24 protein-coding genes are annotated in these 20,590 nt (G+C 46.6%); 16 read left to right on the forward strand and 8 right to left on the reverse strand.

What is annotated here, in order from left to right; all coding sequences use genetic code 11:
• Positions 1-81: 81 nt before the first annotated feature.
• Both AWU56_RS11400 and AWU56_RS11405 read right to left on the reverse strand, forming a co-directional pair.
• Positions 82-714 carry a hypothetical protein gene (locus AWU56_RS11400; RefSeq protein WP_286682585.1) on the reverse strand — a complete coding sequence of 211 codons (633 nt, stop codon included), beginning with the start codon at positions 712-714 and terminating at the stop codon, positions 82-84.
• Positions 715-805: 91 nt separating this feature from the next.
• Positions 806-1,009, reverse strand: a complete 204-nt coding sequence (locus AWU56_RS11405) for a helix-turn-helix domain-containing protein (RefSeq protein ID WP_286682586.1) — start codon at positions 1,007-1,009, stop codon at positions 806-808.
• A 145-nt stretch (positions 1,010-1,154) separates the two neighbouring features.
• On the opposite strand from AWU56_RS11405, the gene AWU56_RS11410 reads away from it, so the two are divergent.
• The 7 genes from AWU56_RS11410 (at position 1,155) to AWU56_RS11440 (ending at position 6,051) form a co-directional block, all read left to right on the forward strand.
• The gene (locus AWU56_RS11410; RefSeq protein WP_286682587.1) at positions 1,155-1,394 is read left to right on the forward strand and encodes a hypothetical protein; all 240 of its coding nucleotides are present in this window, start codon (positions 1,155-1,157) and stop codon (positions 1,392-1,394) included.
• Entirely contained in the window at positions 1,387-2,565 is a 1,179-nt protein-coding gene (locus tag AWU56_RS11415; RefSeq protein ID WP_286682588.1) for a tyrosine-type recombinase/integrase, read from the forward strand. The genes AWU56_RS11410 and AWU56_RS11415 overlap by 8 nt, the downstream gene beginning before the upstream one ends.
• A 51-nt stretch (positions 2,566-2,616) precedes the next feature.
• Positions 2,617-3,552, forward strand: coding sequence for an HD domain-containing protein (locus AWU56_RS11420; RefSeq protein ID WP_286682589.1), 936 nt, complete (start codon positions 2,617-2,619; stop codon positions 3,550-3,552).
• Positions 3,553-3,592: 40 nt separating this feature from the next.
• Positions 3,593-4,120, forward strand: coding sequence for a DNA-binding protein (locus AWU56_RS11425; RefSeq protein ID WP_286682590.1), 528 nt, complete (start codon positions 3,593-3,595; stop codon positions 4,118-4,120).
• A gap of 30 nt (positions 4,121-4,150) precedes the next feature.
• Positions 4,151-4,681 (forward strand): hypothetical protein, encoded by a 531-nt coding sequence (locus tag AWU56_RS11430; protein WP_286682591.1) that lies wholly within the window; start codon positions 4,151-4,153, stop codon positions 4,679-4,681.
• 149 nt (positions 4,682-4,830) lie between these two features.
• Positions 4,831-5,259 carry a hypothetical protein gene (locus AWU56_RS11435; RefSeq protein ID WP_286682592.1) on the forward strand — a complete coding sequence of 143 codons (429 nt, stop codon included), beginning with the start codon at positions 4,831-4,833 and terminating at the stop codon, positions 5,257-5,259.
• A 117-nt stretch (positions 5,260-5,376) separates the two neighbouring features.
• Positions 5,377-6,051, forward strand: coding sequence for a haloacid dehalogenase type II (locus tag AWU56_RS11440; RefSeq protein WP_286682593.1), 675 nt, complete (start codon positions 5,377-5,379; stop codon positions 6,049-6,051).
• A gap of 100 nt (positions 6,052-6,151) precedes the next feature.
• Here the strand turns inward: AWU56_RS11440 and AWU56_RS11445 are convergent, their stop codons facing one another.
• The 5 genes from AWU56_RS11445 to AWU56_RS11465 form a co-directional block, all read right to left on the reverse strand.
• Positions 6,152-6,787 (reverse strand): DUF3047 domain-containing protein, encoded by a 636-nt coding sequence (locus AWU56_RS11445; RefSeq protein ID WP_286682594.1) that lies wholly within the window; start codon positions 6,785-6,787, stop codon positions 6,152-6,154.
• A 2-nt stretch (positions 6,788-6,789) separates the two neighbouring features.
• Positions 6,790-7,575, reverse strand: coding sequence for a DUF547 domain-containing protein (locus AWU56_RS11450; RefSeq protein WP_286682595.1), 786 nt, complete (start codon positions 7,573-7,575; stop codon positions 6,790-6,792).
• Between the two features lie 16 nt (positions 7,576-7,591).
• Positions 7,592-7,993 (reverse strand): hypothetical protein, encoded by a 402-nt coding sequence (locus tag AWU56_RS11455; protein ID WP_416361539.1) that lies wholly within the window; start codon positions 7,991-7,993, stop codon positions 7,592-7,594.
• A gap of 66 nt (positions 7,994-8,059) precedes the next feature.
• A complete protein-coding gene (locus AWU56_RS11460) occupies positions 8,060-8,599 on the reverse strand; it encodes a carboxymuconolactone decarboxylase family protein (protein WP_286682597.1) in 540 nt (179 codons plus the stop codon).
• A 26-nt stretch (positions 8,600-8,625) separates the two neighbouring features.
• Positions 8,626-9,528, reverse strand: coding sequence for an HD domain-containing phosphohydrolase (locus AWU56_RS11465; RefSeq protein WP_286682598.1), 903 nt, complete (start codon positions 9,526-9,528; stop codon positions 8,626-8,628).
• Between the two features lie 173 nt (positions 9,529-9,701).
• Here AWU56_RS11465 and AWU56_RS11470 point away from each other — a divergent pair, with 173 nt between their 5' ends.
• From AWU56_RS11470 to AWU56_RS11495, 6 genes are read left to right on the forward strand one after another with little or no spacing between them, the layout of a single operon-like run.
• The gene (locus AWU56_RS11470; RefSeq protein ID WP_286682599.1) at positions 9,702-10,070 is read left to right on the forward strand and encodes a BufA1 family periplasmic bufferin-type metallophore; all 369 of its coding nucleotides are present in this window, start codon (positions 9,702-9,704) and stop codon (positions 10,068-10,070) included.
• Positions 10,071-10,073: 3 nt separating this feature from the next.
• The gene (locus AWU56_RS11475; protein ID WP_286682600.1) at positions 10,074-10,472 is read left to right on the forward strand and encodes a multinuclear nonheme iron-dependent oxidase; all 399 of its coding nucleotides are present in this window, start codon (positions 10,074-10,076) and stop codon (positions 10,470-10,472) included.
• On the forward strand, positions 10,465-10,938 hold the full coding sequence (locus AWU56_RS11480) for an MbnB/TglH/ChrH family RiPP precursor modification enzyme (protein WP_286682601.1): 474 nt from the start codon (positions 10,465-10,467) through the stop codon (positions 10,936-10,938). The genes AWU56_RS11475 and AWU56_RS11480 overlap by 8 nt, the downstream gene beginning before the upstream one ends.
• Positions 10,925-11,620 carry an HvfC/BufC N-terminal domain-containing protein gene (locus AWU56_RS11485; protein ID WP_286682602.1) on the forward strand — a complete coding sequence of 232 codons (696 nt, stop codon included), beginning with the start codon at positions 10,925-10,927 and terminating at the stop codon, positions 11,618-11,620. The genes AWU56_RS11480 and AWU56_RS11485 overlap by 14 nt, the downstream gene beginning before the upstream one ends.
• Entirely contained in the window at positions 11,607-12,122 is a 516-nt protein-coding gene (locus AWU56_RS11490; RefSeq protein WP_286682603.1) for a DoxX family protein, read from the forward strand. Before AWU56_RS11485 ends, AWU56_RS11490 begins: the two co-directional genes overlap by 14 nt.
• Positions 12,119-13,720 carry a methyl-accepting chemotaxis protein gene (locus AWU56_RS11495; protein ID WP_286682604.1) on the forward strand — a complete coding sequence of 534 codons (1,602 nt, stop codon included), beginning with the start codon at positions 12,119-12,121 and terminating at the stop codon, positions 13,718-13,720. Before AWU56_RS11490 ends, AWU56_RS11495 begins: the two co-directional genes overlap by 4 nt.
• 16 nt (positions 13,721-13,736) lie before the next feature.
• Here the strand turns inward: AWU56_RS11495 and AWU56_RS11500 are convergent, their stop codons facing one another.
• Positions 13,737-14,654 carry an AraC family transcriptional regulator gene (locus AWU56_RS11500; RefSeq protein WP_286682605.1) on the reverse strand — a complete coding sequence of 306 codons (918 nt, stop codon included), beginning with the start codon at positions 14,652-14,654 and terminating at the stop codon, positions 13,737-13,739.
• Between the two features lie 528 nt (positions 14,655-15,182).
• Between AWU56_RS11500 and AWU56_RS11505 the strand changes: the two genes are divergently transcribed.
• From AWU56_RS11505 to AWU56_RS11515, 3 genes are read left to right on the forward strand one after another with little or no spacing between them, the layout of a single operon-like run.
• A complete protein-coding gene (locus tag AWU56_RS11505; protein WP_416361540.1) occupies positions 15,183-17,510 on the forward strand; it encodes a TonB-dependent receptor in 2,328 nt (775 codons plus the stop codon).
• 27 nt (positions 17,511-17,537) lie between these two features.
• On the forward strand, positions 17,538-19,679 hold the full coding sequence (locus tag AWU56_RS11510; RefSeq protein WP_286682606.1) for a dihydrolipoyl dehydrogenase family protein: 2,142 nt from the start codon (positions 17,538-17,540) through the stop codon (positions 19,677-19,679).
• Between the two features lie 57 nt (positions 19,680-19,736).
• The gene (locus tag AWU56_RS11515; protein ID WP_286682607.1) at positions 19,737-20,354 is read left to right on the forward strand and encodes a CDP-alcohol phosphatidyltransferase family protein; all 618 of its coding nucleotides are present in this window, start codon (positions 19,737-19,739) and stop codon (positions 20,352-20,354) included.
• Positions 20,355-20,590: the final 236 nt, after the last annotated feature.

Here is a 20,590-nt window from a genome sequence, read left to right on the forward strand (position 1 = left end):
CGCTCTTCAGAATAACGTGGCATACATGAACCTATGCCGCCCACTGTTTATTAACTAATGGCGAAATTGCCAACTGGACAACTAGGCTGACATAGTGGGAAACCGCTCTTCATCTAAATTTTCAACGGCCTGCGATGAAGCTATGTTCACCAAGTGGACTCGATCTCTGAAATGCTTTTCATCAGTTATGAAGCCTTTAATCTGCGGAATTGCTTCACCGTGAGGGCTTGTACCACCTGAAAACTTTGCCTCTCCGAAGTTTATAAGCGGCAAGTTACATTCGGTATGGAAATCGAAGCCTTCATTTTGTTTTATTTGTGGTTTCCAAAGCTCCGCAACTGGAAGTGATTTGTGAGAAAGAACTTTAGACAGAGCGCCAGATGAGCCTAACGAAACCATTATTTCACCAAAATCGGAACCAATACTCGCGTTGGTAGCATCTTCTCTCTGGAGGTAATCACTGAAAATTTGTTGAAGGATTTTTGCTGTTTCTTGAGCTGTTTTTGAGTAAGACCTTTTGACCCTTGGATCTAGTTCATTCATCCAAGCGTCATCTGATATAGAAGCAATACATTGCTCTGCAATGTAATCCAGATCTTTGATCTCGACCAAGCATAGATAAACATTAAGCTCGTCACTACTTAATCTGAAGAAGTCGCATCCCCATTCAGGAGCTGTTATTTTTTCTTCAACTTTAATTAAATTATCGGCCAACCTAGTAAAACTCCATTTTTAACAGCCTACCTTTTGTAAAACAGAATACTCAGTTAAGAAACACCTCAGAAAACTGGGGTTTCGAGGGCAGTTAATCTTGAGCAACCTCTAATAGCTCGCCAACCTCGCAATCGAAATACTTACAGAGTGCTTCCAAAGCAGCAAAATCAATTCGCTGAGCGGTTTCTTTATACAACAATGTCACGGTATTACGATTCAATCCAGTATCGCGTGCAACGTCCATTATCTTTAGCTTTCGCTCGCCCATCATTCGCGCTAAATGACACTTAATCATGACCACCTCGTGAAAAATGTCATCTAAAATGACAAAAAAACATTGCAAATGATATTTTGCGTGCTAATATGTCATTCAGGATGGCATTTTGAAATCTAGAAATACGTTATGCCATTCAGTCTATCAACTAACTAAGGAGTTTGCCATGTTAAATGACATGACGCTTTTAACGACTGCCGAACTGGCTGAGCGAATCAAGTATGACCCCCGAACCATTAGAGAACAGTTGAAGGATTCAGTGCTTCACGAAGGTGTTCACTACATCCGCCCATTCGGAGGTAGAAAAATCCTATTTCTTTGGGAAGCTATTCAGCGCGATATAGGTCAGGGCTCCTCTGATTCATTGGCAATTCCGATGGCAAAAGGAGGTATTGCTCATGGGTAGTGTGAATGCACGCCCTGAGACCGGTAAGTTGTTCATCGACTTCCGTTACAAGGGCAAACGTTGCCGCGAACAAACCTCACTTGAGGACACGCGAGAGAACCGAAAACGAGTACAGAAGTTACTCGATCGGATTGAAGCGGAAATCACTCTCGGCACTTTTGATTACGGTAAGCATTTCCCGGGCAGTCCTAAAGCGCAGCAGTTCAGGGAAATGCAGGTGCGTAGTCAGTACCTCGATACGCCACTGTTCAGCGACTTTGCCAATACTTGGTTTGCTGAAATGCGTATTCAGTGGCGAACATCTCACGCTGAGACAGTGCGAAATACGCTGGATAAGTATCTCGTGCCAGCCTTTGGAGAAAGGCAAGTTGGCCGCATCACCAAAGCGGAAGTACTTGAGTTTCGGGCCTCACTCGCCAAAGTTACGTCCCGAAGCAACAAGTCGTTATCTCCGTCGCGGATAAACCACATCATGACGCCTTTGCGCATGATTTTGAATGAAGCAGCCAACCGTTACAATTTTAGCTCACCTTACCAGGGAATTAAATCGCTTAAGGTGCCGCGCACGGATGTTGAGCCATTCACCATCGATGAGGTGCGTCTCATCATCGAAAAGGTCCGTCCCGATTTTCGGGACTACTACACAGTGCGGTTCTTTACCGGCATGCGGACAGCGGAAATCGATGGGCTCCAGTGGGATGCGGTGGATTTCGACCGCCGGCAAATCATGGTGCGCAGCACCATCGTCAACGGTGAAACGCAAAGCACCAAAAACGATGGGTCGTTCCGCGCCATCGACATGAGCGAGTTGGTCTTCGATGCGTTGAAACATCAGTACGAAGCAACAGGTGACCAGCAGTACGTGTTTTGTACGCGCAACGGCTCGCCGTTGTCGCATAACAACGTCACCAAACGTGTCTGGTATCCGCTGCTTCGGCACCTGGGGTTGCGTAAACGCCGTCCTTATCAAACGCGTCACACCGCTGCCACGCTCTGGCTGGCAGCGGGAGAGAGCCCCGAGTGGATTGCCCGACAGATGGGGCACTCAACGACCGAGATGTTGTTTCGGGTCTACTCGCGTTATGTGCCTAACCTGACCCGCCAGGACGGCTCTGCGTTTGAGCGGCTGCTGAAATCCAATTTTAACGATTTCAAACCTGACGCGGAGTAAGTGTCCGCTTACTTTGCCGCAACACCGATTTAATGACTCTGGAGAATTCTTATGAACACGATGACAAACATCACTGTGAACGACACCATTCAACCGCTACTTATCGATGCAAAGGAATTCACGCGCTTTGTAGGACGCTACTATCTGTGCGAGGTCGAATATGTTCAAACATCCCAGGCGCAGGAAAAGTGCAAACTCACCCTGTCTGACAGCTCAGGTACGTTAGATGTTTATGTCCGCTACGAGCAGCTGAAAGATGAAGCTATATTGGTAGATACGATGGTTCATGTTGAAGTCGCCAAATCGATTATTGGCGAGCAAAGCATTCGCCTCTGTAAGCTGCTCGCCTGCGCGGATGACTGCGAAACCATTGGCACGTCACTGGCGGCAGTGCCGATAGCTAAATGTCCGCGTCCGGATATATTTAAAGCGTTGCTCGTGATGGAAAGCCGCATTGAGTCTGATGTGATGAAAGAGTTTCTGTGTGATGTATTGTTACAGAAGCATGTGGCGGCGGCCTATCTTGAATGCCCTGCGTCCTTGAATGGACACCATAGCTGCGGAGCCGGACTCCTCGAGCACTCGATTAATGTCGCCTGGAATATCCTGGGTGTGCAGGTATTCAAGCCGATTGAACGAGATACCGCGATTGTTGCTGCGCTTCTTCACGATATCGGCAAAACACAAACCCTAACGAACCAACAACGGCCAACTCGATTAGGATGCCGTGTCGACCCGCATCACCTGACATTAGAGCTTTGCGCCAACGCATTGAGAAAACTTGACGCGAAAGCGCCGCTATTGGCTGAACGTCTTCGGGAAGCATGGATAGCGCTGATACCCGACAACTCAAAAACTAACGGCGAGAAGCTGTTGTTGATTGACGCATTAGAGCGCTCAAAACACTTCAGTATTGAGGGTGAGCAATCCATGGCCTTTCTGGCCGATGCGGAAATGGGCGTGCCCGTCACATCAGCCAATCATTAATTTCTTTAATTTAATTAATTTCGTTAAAGAGGAATGATTTATGGCACGCCATCCGGAAGTGAGCGAACAGCAAATCATCGATGCCGGCTTAGCACTGGAGAAGCGAGGGAAGCGCCCGAATGCGGGCGCCATTCGTGTTCAGCTAGGTGACAGAGGCGGTCTTGCCCGCATCAAGTCTATTTGGGAAAACTACCAGAGCAATCGTGACGAGCCGCTTTATCAAGTAACCCGCAGTGACTTGTCGTTTGATGTCCTACCGACCGCATATGCAGACGAAGCGGAGTTGCTGATTGAGAAGGTATCGCAGGCGATGAAACATATGGCGATTGCTGCCTATGGCGATGCGCAGAGTCTTTTTGAGAGACGCCTTAAAAGTATCGAGGCGAATCACGCCGCAGCAATTAGCGACTACGAGGAAAGTGAGCAGTCTGCCGTCGAGTGCGTTGAGAAACTTGAGGATGAGCTCGACGAAATACAAACCGAGCGGGATAAGCTCGCTGAGCAAAACGCGCAGCTGCTGATTGAAAACGCAGAGCTTCGCGGCAAGCTCGATGCGTCCAAAGCTTAGCGCTTACTGCCAGTTTAAAGAGAGGTATATATGACGATTAAATTTGTGAGTTTCATTGGCTTAGCGCCGGATGAATTACTGGAGGCGGCTGAAGCGGAAATTCAGAGCCAGCTTAATGAAACTGACGGTGAGCTTGTCTTATACCGTCAACCAACATTCAGGGGCTACAACTTACTGAAACCCTCGGCGGAAGTGCAGGGACTTCTGCAATACTTCGCGTCCGTAGGGTGCATATGCTCTGAGTACCGGCTAGCGTACTCACTGTTTCCTGAAAATATGGATGAATGGCCCCTAAAGTCGGAGGATTTGGCCTTCTATTATGCCCTCAGCGCGGCCGAAGGGCGCCTTAACCTGGAGCATGACGAGCGGGTATGTGACTCATTGAAAGCATTCGAATTCAGCTCTGAGTTCCCGCGATATCGCTACATGGTAAACGACTTTATCCATAAATATGCGAGAGCCCGACAGATCTCATCCGATATTATCTGGCACTTTAATTACCTGTCAGAGCATGATGAAAAAGACCAACCATTTTCGCAGGACATGACGTTAGATAGTTGATCGGACATTAATGAAATCTGCTTGGGAAACGGGCTAGCAATGTGGTAGCCCTTTTTCTATTGCCGATAACCGAATGGGTGCATGTTGTTCCAGGCTTAGAAGGACTATACTTATTCGAAGCCTCAAAAACGCGCTGTTTGGAGTGACCTTTGTACCCAAAACCGGAAATACTCATCAAGAGACACATCAAAGTCATATTTATTACTGCCTTCTTACTGTTTGTTTTGAACAAACTTTATTTAAGAAATGAGGTACTAAACTCAGATTCCGAATTGCTCTTAAGAATTATAGTGCTGTCGTTGCCAAACGCAGTGGAAGCAATAATGGGAATGTTTATTGTGGTCGGGCTGTTGCTGATCGCCAGAGGATATTTCGATAGCACATTTAAATTCTTAAGCGACACAGTTGTATATATGCTCGGGCTTTTTATTACTGCAATTTATGTGTTTTCACAAGAAATCAACTTACATAGTATTGGAGGGAACAATACGTTTGATCCGTTCGATCTGATTGCGTCGGCAGTGGGCTTATTTATTTCCTTGGGAGTAATCCTCGTGTTTGGATTTAAGGAAAACTAGCGTCTTTTGTCTTGGTGAATGGCACGTTGAGATTAGCCAAGTTTGAGACAACGGTTAATCTACATGCCAGTGGAGAGCGTTATTTATAGCTCAAACGGTTAACGTGAGGAGATTTCTATGGCTGTGGCAGAGGTTATTTATTTTGACGTGAACGAGACATTGTTGGACATGTCGCCAGTAAAATCCACCATCGCGGAAGCGCTTGGTGGCAATGACTCATTGGTACCACTATGGTTCTCCACTTTATTGCATCACTCTCTGGTAGATTGCGCAACGGGTCAGTTCCACCCATTCAGTGATATCGCCGGTGCTGCGCTTGTTATGGTCGCGCGAAATAATGGCTACGATATTGCGCTAGAAGATGCGAAAGAGAGCATCTCGAACGCAATGATGTCAGCGCCTGCTCATGCTGATGTAAAGCCTGCGCTTGAACGCTTAAGAGGTTCTAAACATCGATTAGTCGCCTTATCTAATTCGTCAATAAATGGGCTGGAAAAACAGCTCAGCCATGCGGGTGTTATCGATTGTTTTGACAGAGTGATGAGCGTCGAGAGTATAAGAACTTACAAGCCATACCCGGCGGTATATCACTGGGCACTGCGAGAAATGGGAATTACTGCGCGACAGGGCTTGATGGTAGCGGCTCACGGCTGGGATATTAGTGGTGCAAAGGCCGTTGGAATGCAAACGGCCTTTATAAAAAGAGCGAGCAAGAGCACCTATCCACTGGGATTAGCTGAAGACTTTGTGGAGGACAGTTTAACGACACTTGTTGAGAAGTTAACAAGCTAATCTAGCGCAACAGGACGGTTGACTTAAGTCTTTGCTGAAAGTATGAAGTATGCGCGCAGACGTGGCAGCGTTTGGTTAGACAGGATAAAAGCAAAAAGCATTATCGGATTATTTTGATATGTCGCAAGTGAAAGGCCCGAGGTGTGTGCCCATTGTCGCAGTCGACCATGACCGCAATGCCGTCAATCTTGTCGACGTCAATTCCATGATAACGCTTAAAGTCGGCTTCAATGTAGCGGTGAATGGTTTGCCATTGTTGTACAGGGGCATCCCGGTCGGCCACAGACAACATGATGGCTTGATCGGAGAAAGGGTTCTCCCATGACGATCCCATAGGCTCCTTACTGCTCCAGACATAATTGATGGCACGGGTTGCTAGATTTAAAAAGCCTCGTTTCACAACAACATAGATTCTGGCGTTAAAGTCATCGCCGCTTTTCGATCGTTCATCTTGATTATTGGTCGCAGGCTCTGGTAAGCGCCAAGTCCATTCAAGAGTCGTCTCCTTGGAAATAGATATTTCTTGCTCATGTAATAATGCGGATGCATTGCCCGATTTACATGATGCCTCCAAATACGGAGTACCTCTCGGCGTTTTCTTATACCGATAATCTGAGTCTCCTGAGAAGGAGCGACTGTGCCAGTTGACAATCTCGCTAGGTAAAAAGGTCTGTGCACTCGCTGCTACCGGAAAGTAAAATATTGCGAGAGCACAGACAATGGGACGAATTGACATCTTTATTTGTTCTCAAGGCTGTTTAAAGACCAATCGTAGTCCAAATAACGAATTGAAAAATTGCCTTTTAGGGTTTCACTCTCCGTCTGGTTATCGGCGAGTGCCTTGCTGTAGCGGCGCAGATAACTTTTCAGGTTATTGAAGTCTTCACCGTACCAATCGAATATCTTTGATAAATAGACCCCGCTGGTATCGATTCCATTCTTATCGTTATCGCTGAGAAAGATATTCATTTGTCCTTCAAGTTGAGCGTCTAATTCCGCTGCAATATAAGCTTCGCTTTGTAGTTTAGGGCAGCTCATCGCGGCGCAGACTAATGCCGCATGAATACGCGGCTCATTAAAATCAACACGGATTTTATCGTGCTCCAGCCAGTCGAGGCTTCGTTTCTCTCCAAGTAATTTGAAGAATGACTTTTCCCAGGGCGATGAAAATAAGCCGCCAAGGTCTCTAATTGACTCGGCATCACCGCTTTCAAACTTATCGATATGGTCAATAATTAGTTTGAGAGTGAAGGCGTTATAAGCATTGATTAAGAATGCCAGTTGCTCAGACTCGCTCCATTGCTTGTAATCTGCAGATGATATTTCAGAAAGTTGTGTCAGATAGTTGTTTAGGGACTTGGGGTTACCAGCAAGCTTTCGGTAATTAACAACCGACTTCATGCCTTCGTCGTAGACAATAACAAAGCGCTGGAGAACGTCACTATATGCGCTGTGGCTGTGATCGAAGCCTTGTCCAGTAGACGCCGAAGTGAATAAGATAAGTAATATAAGCCAGTATTTCATGATAACCCCCAACGAGTTAGGATGCCGAGAGCTTGGTGTCGTGTTCGCGCAACATAAACAAGGCGACACACGCAGCGAGCATCGGCCATGCGGCGAAAAATAGTAAATTATTAAACGCGTCGATGTACTGCGGGAAAGAGGACAACGTCGATACGCCATGCATCACCATAATGATGCCGTAAGTGACGGTTTTCCAGAAGCCAGCGAGAAACGCAAGACAGAGTAAAATTTGTAAAACACCGAGTATTGTTGTGATCGTGCCAGAGAGTCCCGAGATACCATAAAAGCCCTCGAAAACCGCGGCCGTGTGACCAGGGTTTAAAAGCTTATCAAGTGCCCAGACGAACATGACAATAAAAATCCCGAGCCTAAGCAGAAGCAGTGCCCAAGGTAGTTTCTGATCAAGGTTATTTGACATTATCTTCTCCATAATTTGGATGAAAAGCGACCTACAGAGCGTTTTAGTAGGCCGCCTAAGTTAGCGTTAAATAAATTTTTGAAACGGCTCGTCGACAGGTGTCCCGGTAATGGCATTCGTGTAGTTGCTCATTGTTTTTTGCGCAATCCCGAGAACGACTTCCAGCGCTTGACGATTGCTAAAGCCTGCATCAAAAAATGCATTTAAATCTGATTCGGAAGCTTGTCCGCGTTTGTTTAGCATCGTTAACGTGAATTCACGAAGCGCCTGGAGTTTGCTATCATCAAGCGACTTGTCCGCACGGATATTTTCCGTAATGGCGTCATCCGCCCCCATTTGCTTGGCAATCGCCGTGTGAGCGGGGACACAATAGTGGCAGTCGTGGTAGACGTTTATCGTTTGCCAAACGACAGTCAGTTCATTCTTGTCGAAGCTACTGTTAACGAATAGCTCATGAATATCTTGATAAGCCTTCAACAAACCGGGCGCTTCTGCCATTACCGCATGTAAGTTCGGGATCATGCCGAAAGACTTTTCCGACCCCTCTAGTAAAGGTTTGCTATCCTCGGGGGCGGAGGCTTTATCGTGTAGTTTAAAGTCTGTCATCGTACTTCTCCTTTTTGTGTAAAAACTTAAGATTGAGTCAAAGGCACAACTGTTTGCGCAATAAATCGCTGAATGAGTGCTGAATCTTCTCTCGGTTGATTACTCACAGCATCGACGTAGTGTCCTGTTGGTTGCGCTGACCAGCCGTCATCTGATTTAACCAGTTGCATTTGCGCATTACATAAAGGGCAAGCAATAAGATCGCTTTCGTTCGCATCGCTTGGTTGTGTGACAACGGGGCCACAACTGGGGCACTCGTGTAGCGGAATCCCGTCAGCACTATGCATTATAATGAGGTCTAACAAACCCTCGTTCTCAAGTTGCAACATGACATCCACCCAGTGGCTGTCAAATTGTCGGCCGCTATTTTCCCTGAGTATGTCTAATGCTTTTTCCTTTGGTATTGGTGAGCGATACGGGCGCGCGCTCGTCATCGCATCGAAAGCATCGGCAACACCAATAATTGCAGCCTCTACGGGTATGTCAGCTTTAGTGAGACCAAAAGGGTAACCCTGACCGTCGGGTCTTTCGTGATGTAGCTCAACCGATTTAATGACTAAATCTGACAGGGGGTGAGCAGCTAACAAGCGAGCTCCATTGGACGGATGTGTTTTAATGATAGAGAACTCGTCATCGGTGAGGCTGTCAGGCTTTCTCAAGATCTGGTCTTCAATAGAGACCTTCCCGATATCATGCAAAAAACCACCAAGACCCACGCGTGCAACATCAATATCAGAAAAGCCTTGATGCTTGGCCATTAACTTAGCGTATTGTGACACGCGCCATAAGTGACCTCCGGTGTAGGGATCCTTCGCTTCAACAAACCACGCCATGACCGCAAGGCTGGTCAGTAACTCGATTTGAGCTTCACGAGAGAGCTTCGATGATGTTGTATCGCCAGAAAGTAATGATGTAATCCGCTTAAACATAACGCTCGCCTCCAGTTGTGTTGAAATCATCATAGAAGCAAAGGTGTTGTGCAGGAAAGTGTGTGTGTAGCGGTAAGGCGTTTTGGTTGTATGTTCCGGTGTTTTGTATAGGACGCTGAGCAAACGAAGCGTCTAGGCTAGTAAATGCAACAACAACCAATGGAGTGTTTATTATGAAAAAAACAAATGTACAAACCGCTTTAATGAGCGGCATTGCCATGGCTTCACTGGCTAGTGGGGCGGCTGTGGCTGCCGGAAACTCACAATTAAGCCTGCAAAACGGAGCGCCTCAAGAAGTACAGAGCAAGTTTAACCAATGGATGAGTGGTGAACAAGTCGATGGGCGTATGGAGCGATGCTATGGCATTGCATTGGCTGGGGAAAATGACTGCAGAGCTGGTGCAGGAACTAGTTGCGAAGGTACTTCAACAGTAGACTTTCAAGGTAATGCCTGGACGTTTACGCCAAAGGGCACATGCAGCTATATAATGACTCCAGAGGGTGAGGCGTCTTTACAGCCATTAGATAGAAACACGGCTTGAGACATGCCTTCCTCGCGTTCTAACTCAGTCCCTCCTCGCGTCGACGGGGTTGGGCTGAGTTTCAAGCCAAGCTTTTATCAAGCAGTGAGCAAGCTCAACGAGCCGAACCTTTGGTTTGAAGTGCACACTGAAAATTACTGTGCAGTGGGCGGGCCGCGTCGGCACATGTTGTCTCAGTTGGCTGAGCGCTTTCCAATTAGCCTCCATGGCGTCGGAGGCTCTCTAGGCAACAAGTCACATGATCTCGGTTACCACTTAAAGCTGGTGAAAGCGCTCGTCCAAGAAATTAATCCAGTATTGATATCGGAGCATGTCGCGTGGTCAGTAAGAAACCACGAATATTTTGCTGATCTACTGCCGGTTCGGCGCACGCATGAGGCGATGAATATACTGATTGATTGATAATATTGACTGTTACCAAAACGCGGTTGGCAGACCCATTCTCGTTGAAAACCCTACGCATTACGTTGAGTTGTCGCATGACGTTGCAGAGCCAGAGTTTTTGCTGGAAGTCGCAAAACGCAGTGGTTGTGGGCTTTTAATTGATATAACCAACCTTCACTTGAGTGATGTCAACTGTGGTATCAGTGCGACAGATTTTATTGAACAAATTCCGGCTCACGTCGTCGGTGAAATCCATGTTGCAGGCTTTGATGAAGACCCATCCCTTCATGGCAGATTAATTGATAGTCATAGCCAACCGATACCGGATAGTGTCACAAACTTGCTTAGGAACGCCTATGAAGCCTGGGGGGCGAAACCGACCTTAATAGAAAGAGACGCTAATCTGCCTGTATTCTCTGAGTTGCTGCTTGAGTATAAGAAGTTACGAGCAATAAGAGAGGAATATACTCATGACATCGCTTGAGCGCCAAATCGTTGATAATTGTCGTCGCGGGCATATCGGTAGTCGATTTGCGATCTATGCCAATAACCGCATGGTGGCGTTGCGAGGAGCGCTTGAGCAAAACTTTCCAACATTGGTCAATTACAGTGGGTACGATGCAATTCGTCCGTTATTGAGGGAATACTGCCAACGCCATCCACCGGATTCACCTTATCTCGTGTTTTATGGTGAGGGCTTGTCTCGATTTTTACGGACATTCGGCTTGCCGATAGAGGCCGATATTGCAGCCCTAGATAGAGGGTGGCTATCAGCGCTTATGGCACCTGATGCGAAAATTGTGACTCCAGAAGCAATCAGTGATGTCAGTCAGGTGTCTGTGCTGCGCTTAAATCCATCGTTTCATGTTAGCAGTGTTAGTAGAGACAATCTCGCGCTCTGGCATTCGTTAAATAGCCGATCTATTGAGATCCGCGATGCAGATATTTCACGACGCACTGACATTCTTTTTTATCGAGATGATGTAATGCGCGTTCATATTGCTTTGTTATCCGATCCTCAATCACTTTTCTTAGAATGCCTTTTTCAAGGAATGACAATAGAGCAAGCTGCTGAACGTATTGTGACGGATTATCCTGAGTTTTCTATAAGCGAATGGTTTGCAAGCTTATTGGTAATGGGAGCATTTTGTCATGGATTCACTTAGGCACATACCGAGCTTACTGCAAGACTTATTGTTGCTTGTCCACCGCCTTTTATTGAGTCATGTGTTTTTAAACTCGGGGTTATCTAAGTGGGACGGCTGGCTCGATTTTGATGAGTCTAAATTAACACTATTCAAATACGAGTTCTTTTGTCCAGACCCTCCCCGTCAGGGCGCGCTACAGTTATGTGAGCCCGAAACTCTGACTTATGTCCAAGATAGCTTTGGTCTTCGCATCGCCGAAACAATGGCCTACTTAGCGGGTGTTGTCGAAGTTACATTGCCACTTTTACTTATTATAGGCTTGTTGAGTCGTTCAGCTGCGGCTGGATTGTTGGGTATGACAGTGTTTATTCAAGTTGCTGTTTACCCGAGTTGGGACCACTTTATAAACCCAGCGGCTTGGTGGATGGTGGTAGCGGCAACGCTACTGTTGTTTGGCCCAGGTCGGTTAAGCGGGGATTATATGTTGAGTAGACTATTTAAAAAGCAAGGTCAGCTATGAAATTAGTGCATAAAATTATATTTGCTTTTGCTGTCGTTGGGCTGGTGTTCGTTGCCTTTATCGGTTTGATGACTTTCACTCTCAATGTAAACCAAGAAAGCATCGAGACGATTGAATCTTACAATGAGCAGTTAGAGCAGCTTAGTTCTGCACAGCGATCTTTACTGGCTATGGAGAACGGACAACGCGGCTTTGTTATTACCGGCTATGAGGATTTTATGGCTCCTTATGAGCAATCGCTCGCTCGATTTAATGAAAACCTCAGTAAATTACGCGGCTCAGAGAACACTCAAGCTGGGCAGTCCGCACTGCAAGACATCCGCGATATATTTGACGGCTGGCATGAAATTGCCTTGCTGCCTACCATTGATATGGCGAAAAAGGGAGAGTTAGATAAAGCTCGTCGCTATATAGGGCAAGCGCGAGGGGAAATGCTACTTCAGGATCTACGAGCGCTATTTTCAGATTACCGAAAACTAAAAAAGCAGGCGATTACGGCTCAGCAAAAGAAGGCGGCTTTTTATGATTCCCTTAGCGTGTGGGTAATGTTCGGGGGAGCTGGACTGCTAATCATCGTAATTGTTGGAGCAGCACTCTCCGTGCGACAGCAGTTAAACGGGAGACTGAAGCAGGTAACTGATGTTGCTGACGCGATTGGTCAGGGGGATTTATCGGTAAACGTTGAAACTGACCAACAGGACGAGGTAAATGCGGTCATGCTTGCTCTGGATAGTATGCGGGGACAGTTAAGAATACTATTGAGCGAGGTAAGAAGAGCAAGCAATGAGATTCACCAAGTAGGTACCGACTTAATTTCCACCTCTGGTGATTTGAGCCATACGGTCGAACTCGAGAGCAAAGCCAGCGATAATGTTTTACAAGCGATACAAGCGTTGAATGAGCACATCGATAATGTTGTCGCGCAGTCTTCACAAGCTGGAGACGTTGCATCAAATGCAGGAAGGCGAGTTCATGAAAGTGCTACAACAGTAGAAAATGCTGTGAATACAATGCAGTCAGTTGCGAATACAGTTAACGAGGCATCGTCCGATGTACACAGCCTAGGTGAGCAGTCTGAACAAATTACCGAAATCGTTGACACGATTAAAGTTATAGCAGATCAGACGAACCTTCTTGCGCTGAATGCAGCGATCGAAGCGGCCAGAGCCGGTGAGCATGGCAGAGGCTTTGCGGTTGTCGCTGATGAAGTTAGGGCGTTAGCAACGCGCACCAGCACGTCGACAGGAGAAATCGAAACAATGATTGAGCGCATTCAACAAGTAGCCGAGCGCTCAGTACAGCAAATGAATGCGGGGGTCGAGCGTGTCAACCATGGTGTTGAAGAAGGTCAGGCCGCAAAGCTTGCTATGCAAACTATTCAGAGTAATTTTGACGATGTTGTTTCGTTAGTTCAAGATATCTCGGTAGCGCTTGATGAGCAGAAGCAAACGAGCGAGCAGCTCGCTGATAGTAGTGAGCAATTTCAGCATAGTGTGGACGAGACCGCGACTGCGAGCCAAACGACCAGCTCAGCGGCTGAACAACTTGAGCACCTATCTGCTGAGCTTCAGGAGTCATTATCAAAATTTCGGATTTAGGCGAGCGATATAACAGTCAGTGAGTATGTCGATACTCACTCGCTGATGTTCCCTCGTAGCGCTTGAAGAAACGATTGAATGCTGTGGCTGATTGGTAACCGAGTTGCTCGGCAACTAACTCTAGTGGGAGTTGAGTTTTGCTCAGCAGCATTCGGGCACGTTGAAGACGAAGTTGATCAACAAGCTTTTTAGGAGCCATTCCGGTTTGCTTATGGCAACGCTCAGCAAATGCACTGGTCGAGAGATAAGCCTTCTTTGCCATTGTCTCTACTGACCAGTCACCCGCGGGCTCATCAATAATTGCGAGAACGAGGCCTCTTAAATACCTGTCTTGTAATGCCGCTAGCGGCCCCGTAAGTTCCTGTTGCCCATTAATGACAGCTCTTAACAAGTGAATGGCTAAAACATCACTGAGACGTTGTACGATAGCCTGACTTCCCGGTTCGCTATGCTTGGTTTCCGCTCGGATCATACTGATGAGTGCCTGCATCTCGCTCGCCTGGCAGTTGTGATTCAGCACGATCCATGGAGGCAACAATCGAAAAACAGTATCGGTGATTTGTGACGGACTATTTATGTCGTAACAGACGATCCCGTTCTGTTGATGCTCGGGTTGGCAAAAACTGGGTATTTCATCTTCCTTAATATTATTCGGAATCTGATTGTAGCTCAGAAAATGCGATATCCCTTGATTTACAAAAATCACATCCCCCGCATGAAGGCGAATGACATCGGTATTCTTAAATGGGAAGCCGAACCAACAATCCCCTTCAGTTACAAGATGCAGGGCGGCTTTCTGTGGTTCGTTAGCCATTAATGTCCAGTCACCGCAAAGCCCCGATTGAAAATGAAACTCCGTACCCTGCGCAACTTGATTGAGAAGTGCTTCGACAGTGTCGCTCGTTTTGGTCGGTTGTTCCGGTGTTTCAGTCATGTTGATTTATTCGGGATAGTGACAGCATATGACTAGTAAATCACTACCGTGACTTAAGGTAAAGAGGTACGACCCGTTGACGATAAAATCAGTAACACTGGCACGCCCCCATCCCGCTATTGTAGGAGACATGGTTCCCTTTTTGGAGGAGCTCGGCATCAGGGTAGTTCAAGCAACAAAGGTGAGTGAGCTACGACATCAGATAACGGTCGCTACGGATGCGGTTGTGATCTCACTGGCGGTGACATCCACCATACGGGCTTCAGTTGAGAACGTGTTAGCTGAGGTAATGCGCCTGAACCCAAATGCTCTATTAATATTTTCAAGTGAGTTACCTCTCACCAAGAAAAAAAAGAATTTGATTTATCTACTATCCAAATACTTTTCGAACCCGTGTATTGCAAGCTCAGACAACGCTTGCAAAGGTCAAGAACGGTGTTTGTATATCTGCGGAAACGATCTCACTGATGAGTCACGTCGAAACCAACTTGCGAAGTTAATTACGCAGGGATGAAGGGATAGGTGCTAATGATGAACAAAAGGAGCTTTAAATTGAGATCGCTAAGTGTGTTAACGCTTGTACCAGTATTGGCCATAGCTCAAGAACCTATGGAAGTGATCGAGGTGATGGGGCGTGAAGCAGATCAAGTAATGCTGCCGTCAGACGACAATACCGAAGGACTATTTGGTTTAGCTGCGAACCTGAAAGACATACCTCGAGCGGCGACGGTGATTAATCAGTCACTGATGGAGTCAGCCGCTATCGATGATTTACACGACATCGCCCGACTTGCGCCCAATAGTTACGCAGCAGCCGGCTTCGGCAATCCGTCGTTACCGACTATTCGCGGTCAACTTGGTGAGCTTTTCGAGGCGGGAATGCGGCGTCAAGCGGGGAATAATGGCTTAGGTATTCCAATGTCCTTTAACGCAATCGAGAGTATCGCTGTCGTTAAAGGCGCACCACCCGTTATGCTTGGCACAACGCAGCGAGTCGGTGGTTTTGTGAACTTACAGCCGAAGACAGCTAACGTTAATAGCGCTCGAACTAAGCTAGTCGGTGAATGGGGCAAATGGAGTCAATACCGATTCCAAATCGACCATAATGCTGTGTTGACAGAGGGGAAACATGCGGTTCGGGTAAGCGCTGAATACATAGACGAAGACAGTTTTTACAATTATCACCAGCACCAAAGCGATGACCTTTTGATCGCTTATCGCTGGCAGGCGAGTAAAAATACTGATTTAAATGTCGCGATAGAGTATTACGATGTTGACTGGACAGATAACGCCGGCATTAACCGCCCGACTCAGAACTTGATTGACCATAACCTGTATATAACCGGTCAAGGCGTTCAGCCTAACGGCTCAACTACTCCGGGAGCTGGCGCCGTTATCAGCCCAACCAGCGAAGTGCGTATTGACCGAGCGAACACATTAACCGATCCGCTTGATACAAACAGCGCGGAAACCACGCTTTTACACGCAAAGTTACAACACTATTTTAATGATGATCTCGTATTGGTGAATCGTACCTATTACCAATACTTGACCCGCGAGGGTATCAATCAGAATAGTTTTGTCGAAATCATTGATGATGCGCACACGTTTGAGAATAGAACTGAGCTGCATATCGATAAAATGACAGTAGTAGGCGTTAACTTTAGGGTCAATGACGTTTTAGGCTATAGCCAGTTTACAACTGAGGCTGACAACCCAATTGATTTGACGGGGCCCTTGAGTAATCGTCGCATACGGCTGACCGATTCACAAAGAGCGAGATTGATAGAGCTAAGGAAGGGGCTTTTTGTTTCACCAGGTGCGCAATATGATTTGGATAATGATGGTGTCGGCGATTTTAATTTGTCTGATACGACCAACTCAACCAGTTATCAATCGGGATTCTTCTTACAACACGAGCAAGCTCTTACAGATTCTTGGAGCATCACCGGTGGTGTGCGAGCTGATTACTATGATGTTGAAGCTGAAGACCCATTGGCTCCGCAAGGTGTTGCAGCAAAACGTGATAGTTATAACGACTTGTTATCAGCAGTAAGCGTTTCGACTCAGTACGCATGGACACCTGATTTAACACTCTATGGGACTGCTTACAAAAGTGACTCGACGTCTAATTCAATGGCTGGAGGCACTGTGCTTAATACAGCCGGTGTCATTGATGAGCAGAATTTTGCGACTGAAAACGAGCTATACGAAGTCGGTATTAAGTACTCCCCTTCAGATGAGCGGTGGTACGCTGACGCTACATTATTTGATCAAACTCGTAGTTTGCGTAATCGAGATGGCTCGAATAGCGGGATCCGCACAGAAGGGATAGAGGGGCAGTGGCACTTTGCCGCTGATAACTATTGGGTGACATTGGCGGCAAGTTATATCGATGCCTATTGGGATAACTCTGCGTCGTCCCAAGGGACTCGGCAAGTGATAGACGCATTTGATAACTCTCGGCCCGATATTATAAATGGAACTGGACTAGGCTCACCGAATTACACTCTATTTGCAGCGTCTAATCAGCAACTACAAGGTATACCAGAGGTACAGGCATCTTTGGTAGCGGGGTGGAAAGTCAGCCAGGAATGGTCAATCGGTGGTGACTTGAGCTACACAAAACACTTTCCTTTGGACTTTTTGCAGACCGTATTCATCCGTGATCAACACACGTTAAATCTTCACGCAGAATATCGCTTTACACGAGAATTTCAGGCGAGACTCGATGTATTTAATGTTACAGACCAAGATAATTGGTCGCCTGTCTTTGAAGGCGGCTATTTTGGCGCCACTTTGGCATTTCCATCTCAACCGCGCCATATGCAGCTAAGTCTGCGATATACCTTTTAACAAGACGGACGGTAACAAGGAAACCATATGTCATTTAAAAAAGTTTTGCTATTGGCGGCTATTGCTGCGCTCTTTGTAGCTACCTTCGCCTTTGATTTAACCAGCTATCTCTCATTGGATTTTCTGAAGGAACAGCAACAACGACTGAATGAGCTGTTTACCAATGATCCTATTGCCGTTTTTGTGATCTATTTCACCATTTATGTCGTGTCAACTGCGCTTTCATTACCGGGAGCTACCGTCTTAACCCTCGGCGCAGGGGCAATATTTGGACTCGGCTGGGGTCTCTTGTTAGCTAGCTTTGCTGCCTCGCTTGGTGCAACATTGGCCTTCTTAAGTTCGCGATTTATTTTACGTGACTGGGTGCACAGTAAAGTTGGTGATCGGTTAGACTCGATCAATCGCGGTGTCGAGCGCGATGGCGCTTTTTATTTATTTGGTTTACGCCTTGTGCCCGTATTCCCATTTTTTGTTATCAATCTGGCAATGGGTCTCGTTTCTATAAAAACGTGGACGTTTTATTGGGTAAGTCAGGTTGGGATGCTCCTTGGAACTGCAGTTTACGTTAATGCGGGTACTCAGATCGCACAGATTAATAGTGTCGGTGACATTATTTCTGCTGACCTTATCGGCGCTTTTGCCCTACTCGGACTAACCCCCTTAATCGCGAAGTTTATATTGAACGTCGTTAAGCGTCGCAAGGCATTCAATGGATATAAAAAACCGGCATCGTTTGATAACAACTTGGTGGTTATTGGCGCCGGGTCGGCTGGTCTGGTGAGCGCCTACATCGCTTCCGCAGTAAAGGCTAAAGTCACACTGATTGAGCGAGATAAAATGGGCGGGGACTGTTTAAATACTGGCTGTGTGCCGTCGAAAGCACTTCTGCATGTAGCCAATGTCGCGCACCAAACACGTCAGAGCGAACACCTGGGCATTAAGGCGGAGAAAGTGAGTGTCGACTTCAAACGTGTGATGCAACAAGTTAGCAAAGTTATAGGAGAAATTGAGCCGCACGATTCGGTTGAGCGTTACGAAAAGCTTGGAGTTAACTGTGAAATTGGCGAGGCTAAGATAGTGTCGCCATGGGAAGTCGAAATATCCCAAAATGGCCAAACAAAGAGGATTACGACTCGTGCGATAATTGTCGCCACTGGCGCAAGACCGCTGGTTCCGTCATTCGATGGCTTGGAGAAGATTGACTATCTAACGTCGGATAACTTATGGCAGCTAGATAAACTCCCCGGTCGCTTATTGGTGTTAGGGGGAGGACCGATTGGCTGTGAGTTATCCCAAGCGTTTCAGCGCCTTGGTGCTCAAGTGACGATAGTAGAAAAGGGACCGAGAATATTGGGCCCCGAGGACGAAGACTCAGCGAAATTATTAGCTGAACGCCTTCAAGAAGACGGTATTGAAATTAAAACCGATCATGAAGCGTTACGCTTTGAACAGCGTAACGGAAAGGACGTGTTAATTGCAGGACATAGTGGTGAAGAAGTTGGCTTGTCGTTTGACCGAGTTCTAATCGCTCTTGGTCGGCAAGCAAATGTTAAAGGATTTGGGTTAGAAGAGATTGGGGTTGAAGTTGATAGAACCATAAATGCCAATGAACTGCTGCAAACAAACTACCCGAATATTTATGCCTGTGGTGACGTCGTTGGCCCTTATCAATTCACACATGTTGCATCTCACCAAGCGTGGTACGCAGCGGTTAATGCGCTATTTGATCCGTTTAAGACATTTCGCGTCGATTACTCAGTCATTCCGTGGGTTACTTATACGACACCCCAAGTCGCTAATGTGGGTCTGACAGAGCAAGAAGCTGAACAGCAGCAAAAGGCATACGAAATAACCACATATGATATCGGCGAGCTCGATCGAGCAATTGCGGATGATAGTGCCTATGGCCGCGTTAAGGTATTGACTGAACCGGGTAAGGATAAAATTCTGGGCGTTAATATTGTTGGACCTCAAGCGGGGGAATTACTTGCTGAATATGTACTGGCTATGAAGCACGGCATTGGGCTTAATAAGGTGTTGGGAACAATCCACAGCTACCCGACGTTATCAGAGGCCAATAAGTACGTTGCGGGTGAATGGAAAAGAGCTAATGCGCCTGAGGGGCTGCTAAAATGGGTGGAAAAATTTCACCGTTGGCGACGAATATGATTCAGTTATTCAATACTGATTTTGAACTCCAATACATAGTCGTTTAGGAGCGCCAAAATGTTTGATCCTTTTTTGACTCCATACACAAAACAGATATTGAATGAGCCGGCGCGTTGGCTAGTCAAACAGAATATTAAAGCAGACCATGTCACAGTTGGAGGTTTCTTTGTAGGCATGCTAGCAGTACCTGCGTTAGCTCTCGAATATTATTTGCTGGCGCTTGCGTTTATTCTGCTAAACCGGCTGGCTGATGGCTTGGACGGGGCGGTTGCCCGTTTGACCAAGACAACAGACGCTGGCGGATATCTCGATATTGTTCTGGATTTTGTTTTTTACAGCGCAGTTGTATTTGGCTTTTTACTTGCAAACCCCGAAAATAACGCTGTGGCGGCCGGTGTATTGATGGTGACGTTTATGGGGACGGGGACCACTTTTCTAGCATTTGCAAGCCTTGCTGCCAAACGAGGAATAGAAAACTTAAGCTATCCTAACAAGTCGTTGCATTACATGGGGGGACTGACTGAAGGGTTTGAGACAATTATTGCTTTTATCCTATTTTGTCTACTCCCCAACCAATTTGTATGGCTTGCCTCTTTGTTTGCCGCTATGTGCTGGGTGACGGCGTTAACCCGACTTTATAGCGGTTATCTTGAGCTGGCCCACCCTCAGGAATAGTTCGCCGATGGCTTTTAGATAACCTTCACAAGACGACTAAAGTTTTACTTTTGAACAGTATAATTGTATTATTCTGCAAACTCTAGTTTTCCAACCTTTTCGAGACTAAATGAATAGCAACTTTGTGCATAACAATTTGCTTACGCCACCCTAGGTAACCGCTCTCGCGGTGCTTCGGCACACCTGTGTCAAATTTAAGAACACTTCTTCTGGATAATAGAACCTCCAGACTCAAA

It is taken from the genome of Idiomarina sp. T82-3, from assembly GCF_001577655.1.
In the GTDB taxonomy this organism is placed as follows: domain Bacteria; phylum Pseudomonadota; class Gammaproteobacteria; order Enterobacterales; family Alteromonadaceae; genus Idiomarina; species Idiomarina baltica.

Excerpts from the sequence above, each read along its gene's own strand:
- AWU56_RS11425 (WP_286682590.1), top strand. The coding sequence starts at position 3,593 with ATGGCACGCCATCCGGAAGTGAGCGAACAGCAAATCATCGATGCCGGC.
- AWU56_RS11475 (WP_286682600.1), top strand. The coding sequence starts at position 10,074 with ATGCCTTCCTCGCGTTCTAACTCAGTCCCTCCTCGCGTCGACGGGGTT.
- AWU56_RS11510 (WP_286682606.1), top strand. The coding sequence starts at position 17,538 with ATGTCATTTAAAAAAGTTTTGCTATTGGCGGCTATTGCTGCGCTCTTT.
- AWU56_RS11440 (WP_286682593.1), top strand. The coding sequence starts at position 5,377 with ATGGCTGTGGCAGAGGTTATTTATTTTGACGTGAACGAGACATTGTTG.
- AWU56_RS11465 (WP_286682598.1), bottom strand. The coding sequence starts at position 9,528 with ATGTTTAAGCGGATTACATCATTACTTTCTGGCGATACAACATCATCG.
- AWU56_RS11505 (WP_416361540.1), top strand. The coding sequence starts at position 15,183 with ATGATGAACAAAAGGAGCTTTAAATTGAGATCGCTAAGTGTGTTAACG.
- AWU56_RS11500 (WP_286682605.1), bottom strand. The coding sequence starts at position 14,654 with ATGACTGAAACACCGGAACAACCGACCAAAACGAGCGACACTGTCGAA.
- AWU56_RS11455 (WP_416361539.1), bottom strand. The coding sequence starts at position 7,993 with ATGTCAAATAACCTTGATCAGAAACTACCTTGGGCACTGCTTCTGCTT.
- AWU56_RS11490 (WP_286682603.1), top strand. The coding sequence starts at position 11,607 with ATGGATTCACTTAGGCACATACCGAGCTTACTGCAAGACTTATTGTTG.
- AWU56_RS11430 (WP_286682591.1), top strand. The coding sequence starts at position 4,151 with ATGACGATTAAATTTGTGAGTTTCATTGGCTTAGCGCCGGATGAATTA.
- AWU56_RS11405 (WP_286682586.1), bottom strand. The coding sequence starts at position 1,009 with ATGATTAAGTGTCATTTAGCGCGAATGATGGGCGAGCGAAAGCTAAAG.
- AWU56_RS11415 (WP_286682588.1), top strand. The coding sequence starts at position 1,387 with ATGGGTAGTGTGAATGCACGCCCTGAGACCGGTAAGTTGTTCATCGAC.
- AWU56_RS11410 (WP_286682587.1), top strand. The coding sequence starts at position 1,155 with ATGTTAAATGACATGACGCTTTTAACGACTGCCGAACTGGCTGAGCGA.
- AWU56_RS11460 (WP_286682597.1), bottom strand. The coding sequence starts at position 8,599 with ATGACAGACTTTAAACTACACGATAAAGCCTCCGCCCCCGAGGATAGC.
- AWU56_RS11495 (WP_286682604.1), top strand. The coding sequence starts at position 12,119 with ATGAAATTAGTGCATAAAATTATATTTGCTTTTGCTGTCGTTGGGCTG.
- AWU56_RS11450 (WP_286682595.1), bottom strand. The coding sequence starts at position 7,575 with ATGAAATACTGGCTTATATTACTTATCTTATTCACTTCGGCGTCTACT.
- AWU56_RS11515 (WP_286682607.1), top strand. The coding sequence starts at position 19,737 with ATGTTTGATCCTTTTTTGACTCCATACACAAAACAGATATTGAATGAG.
- AWU56_RS11445 (WP_286682594.1), bottom strand. The coding sequence starts at position 6,787 with ATGTCAATTCGTCCCATTGTCTGTGCTCTCGCAATATTTTACTTTCCG.
- AWU56_RS11485 (WP_286682602.1), top strand. The coding sequence starts at position 10,925 with ATGACATCGCTTGAGCGCCAAATCGTTGATAATTGTCGTCGCGGGCAT.
- AWU56_RS11420 (WP_286682589.1), top strand. The coding sequence starts at position 2,617 with ATGAACACGATGACAAACATCACTGTGAACGACACCATTCAACCGCTA.
- AWU56_RS11470 (WP_286682599.1), top strand. The coding sequence starts at position 9,702 with ATGAAAAAAACAAATGTACAAACCGCTTTAATGAGCGGCATTGCCATG.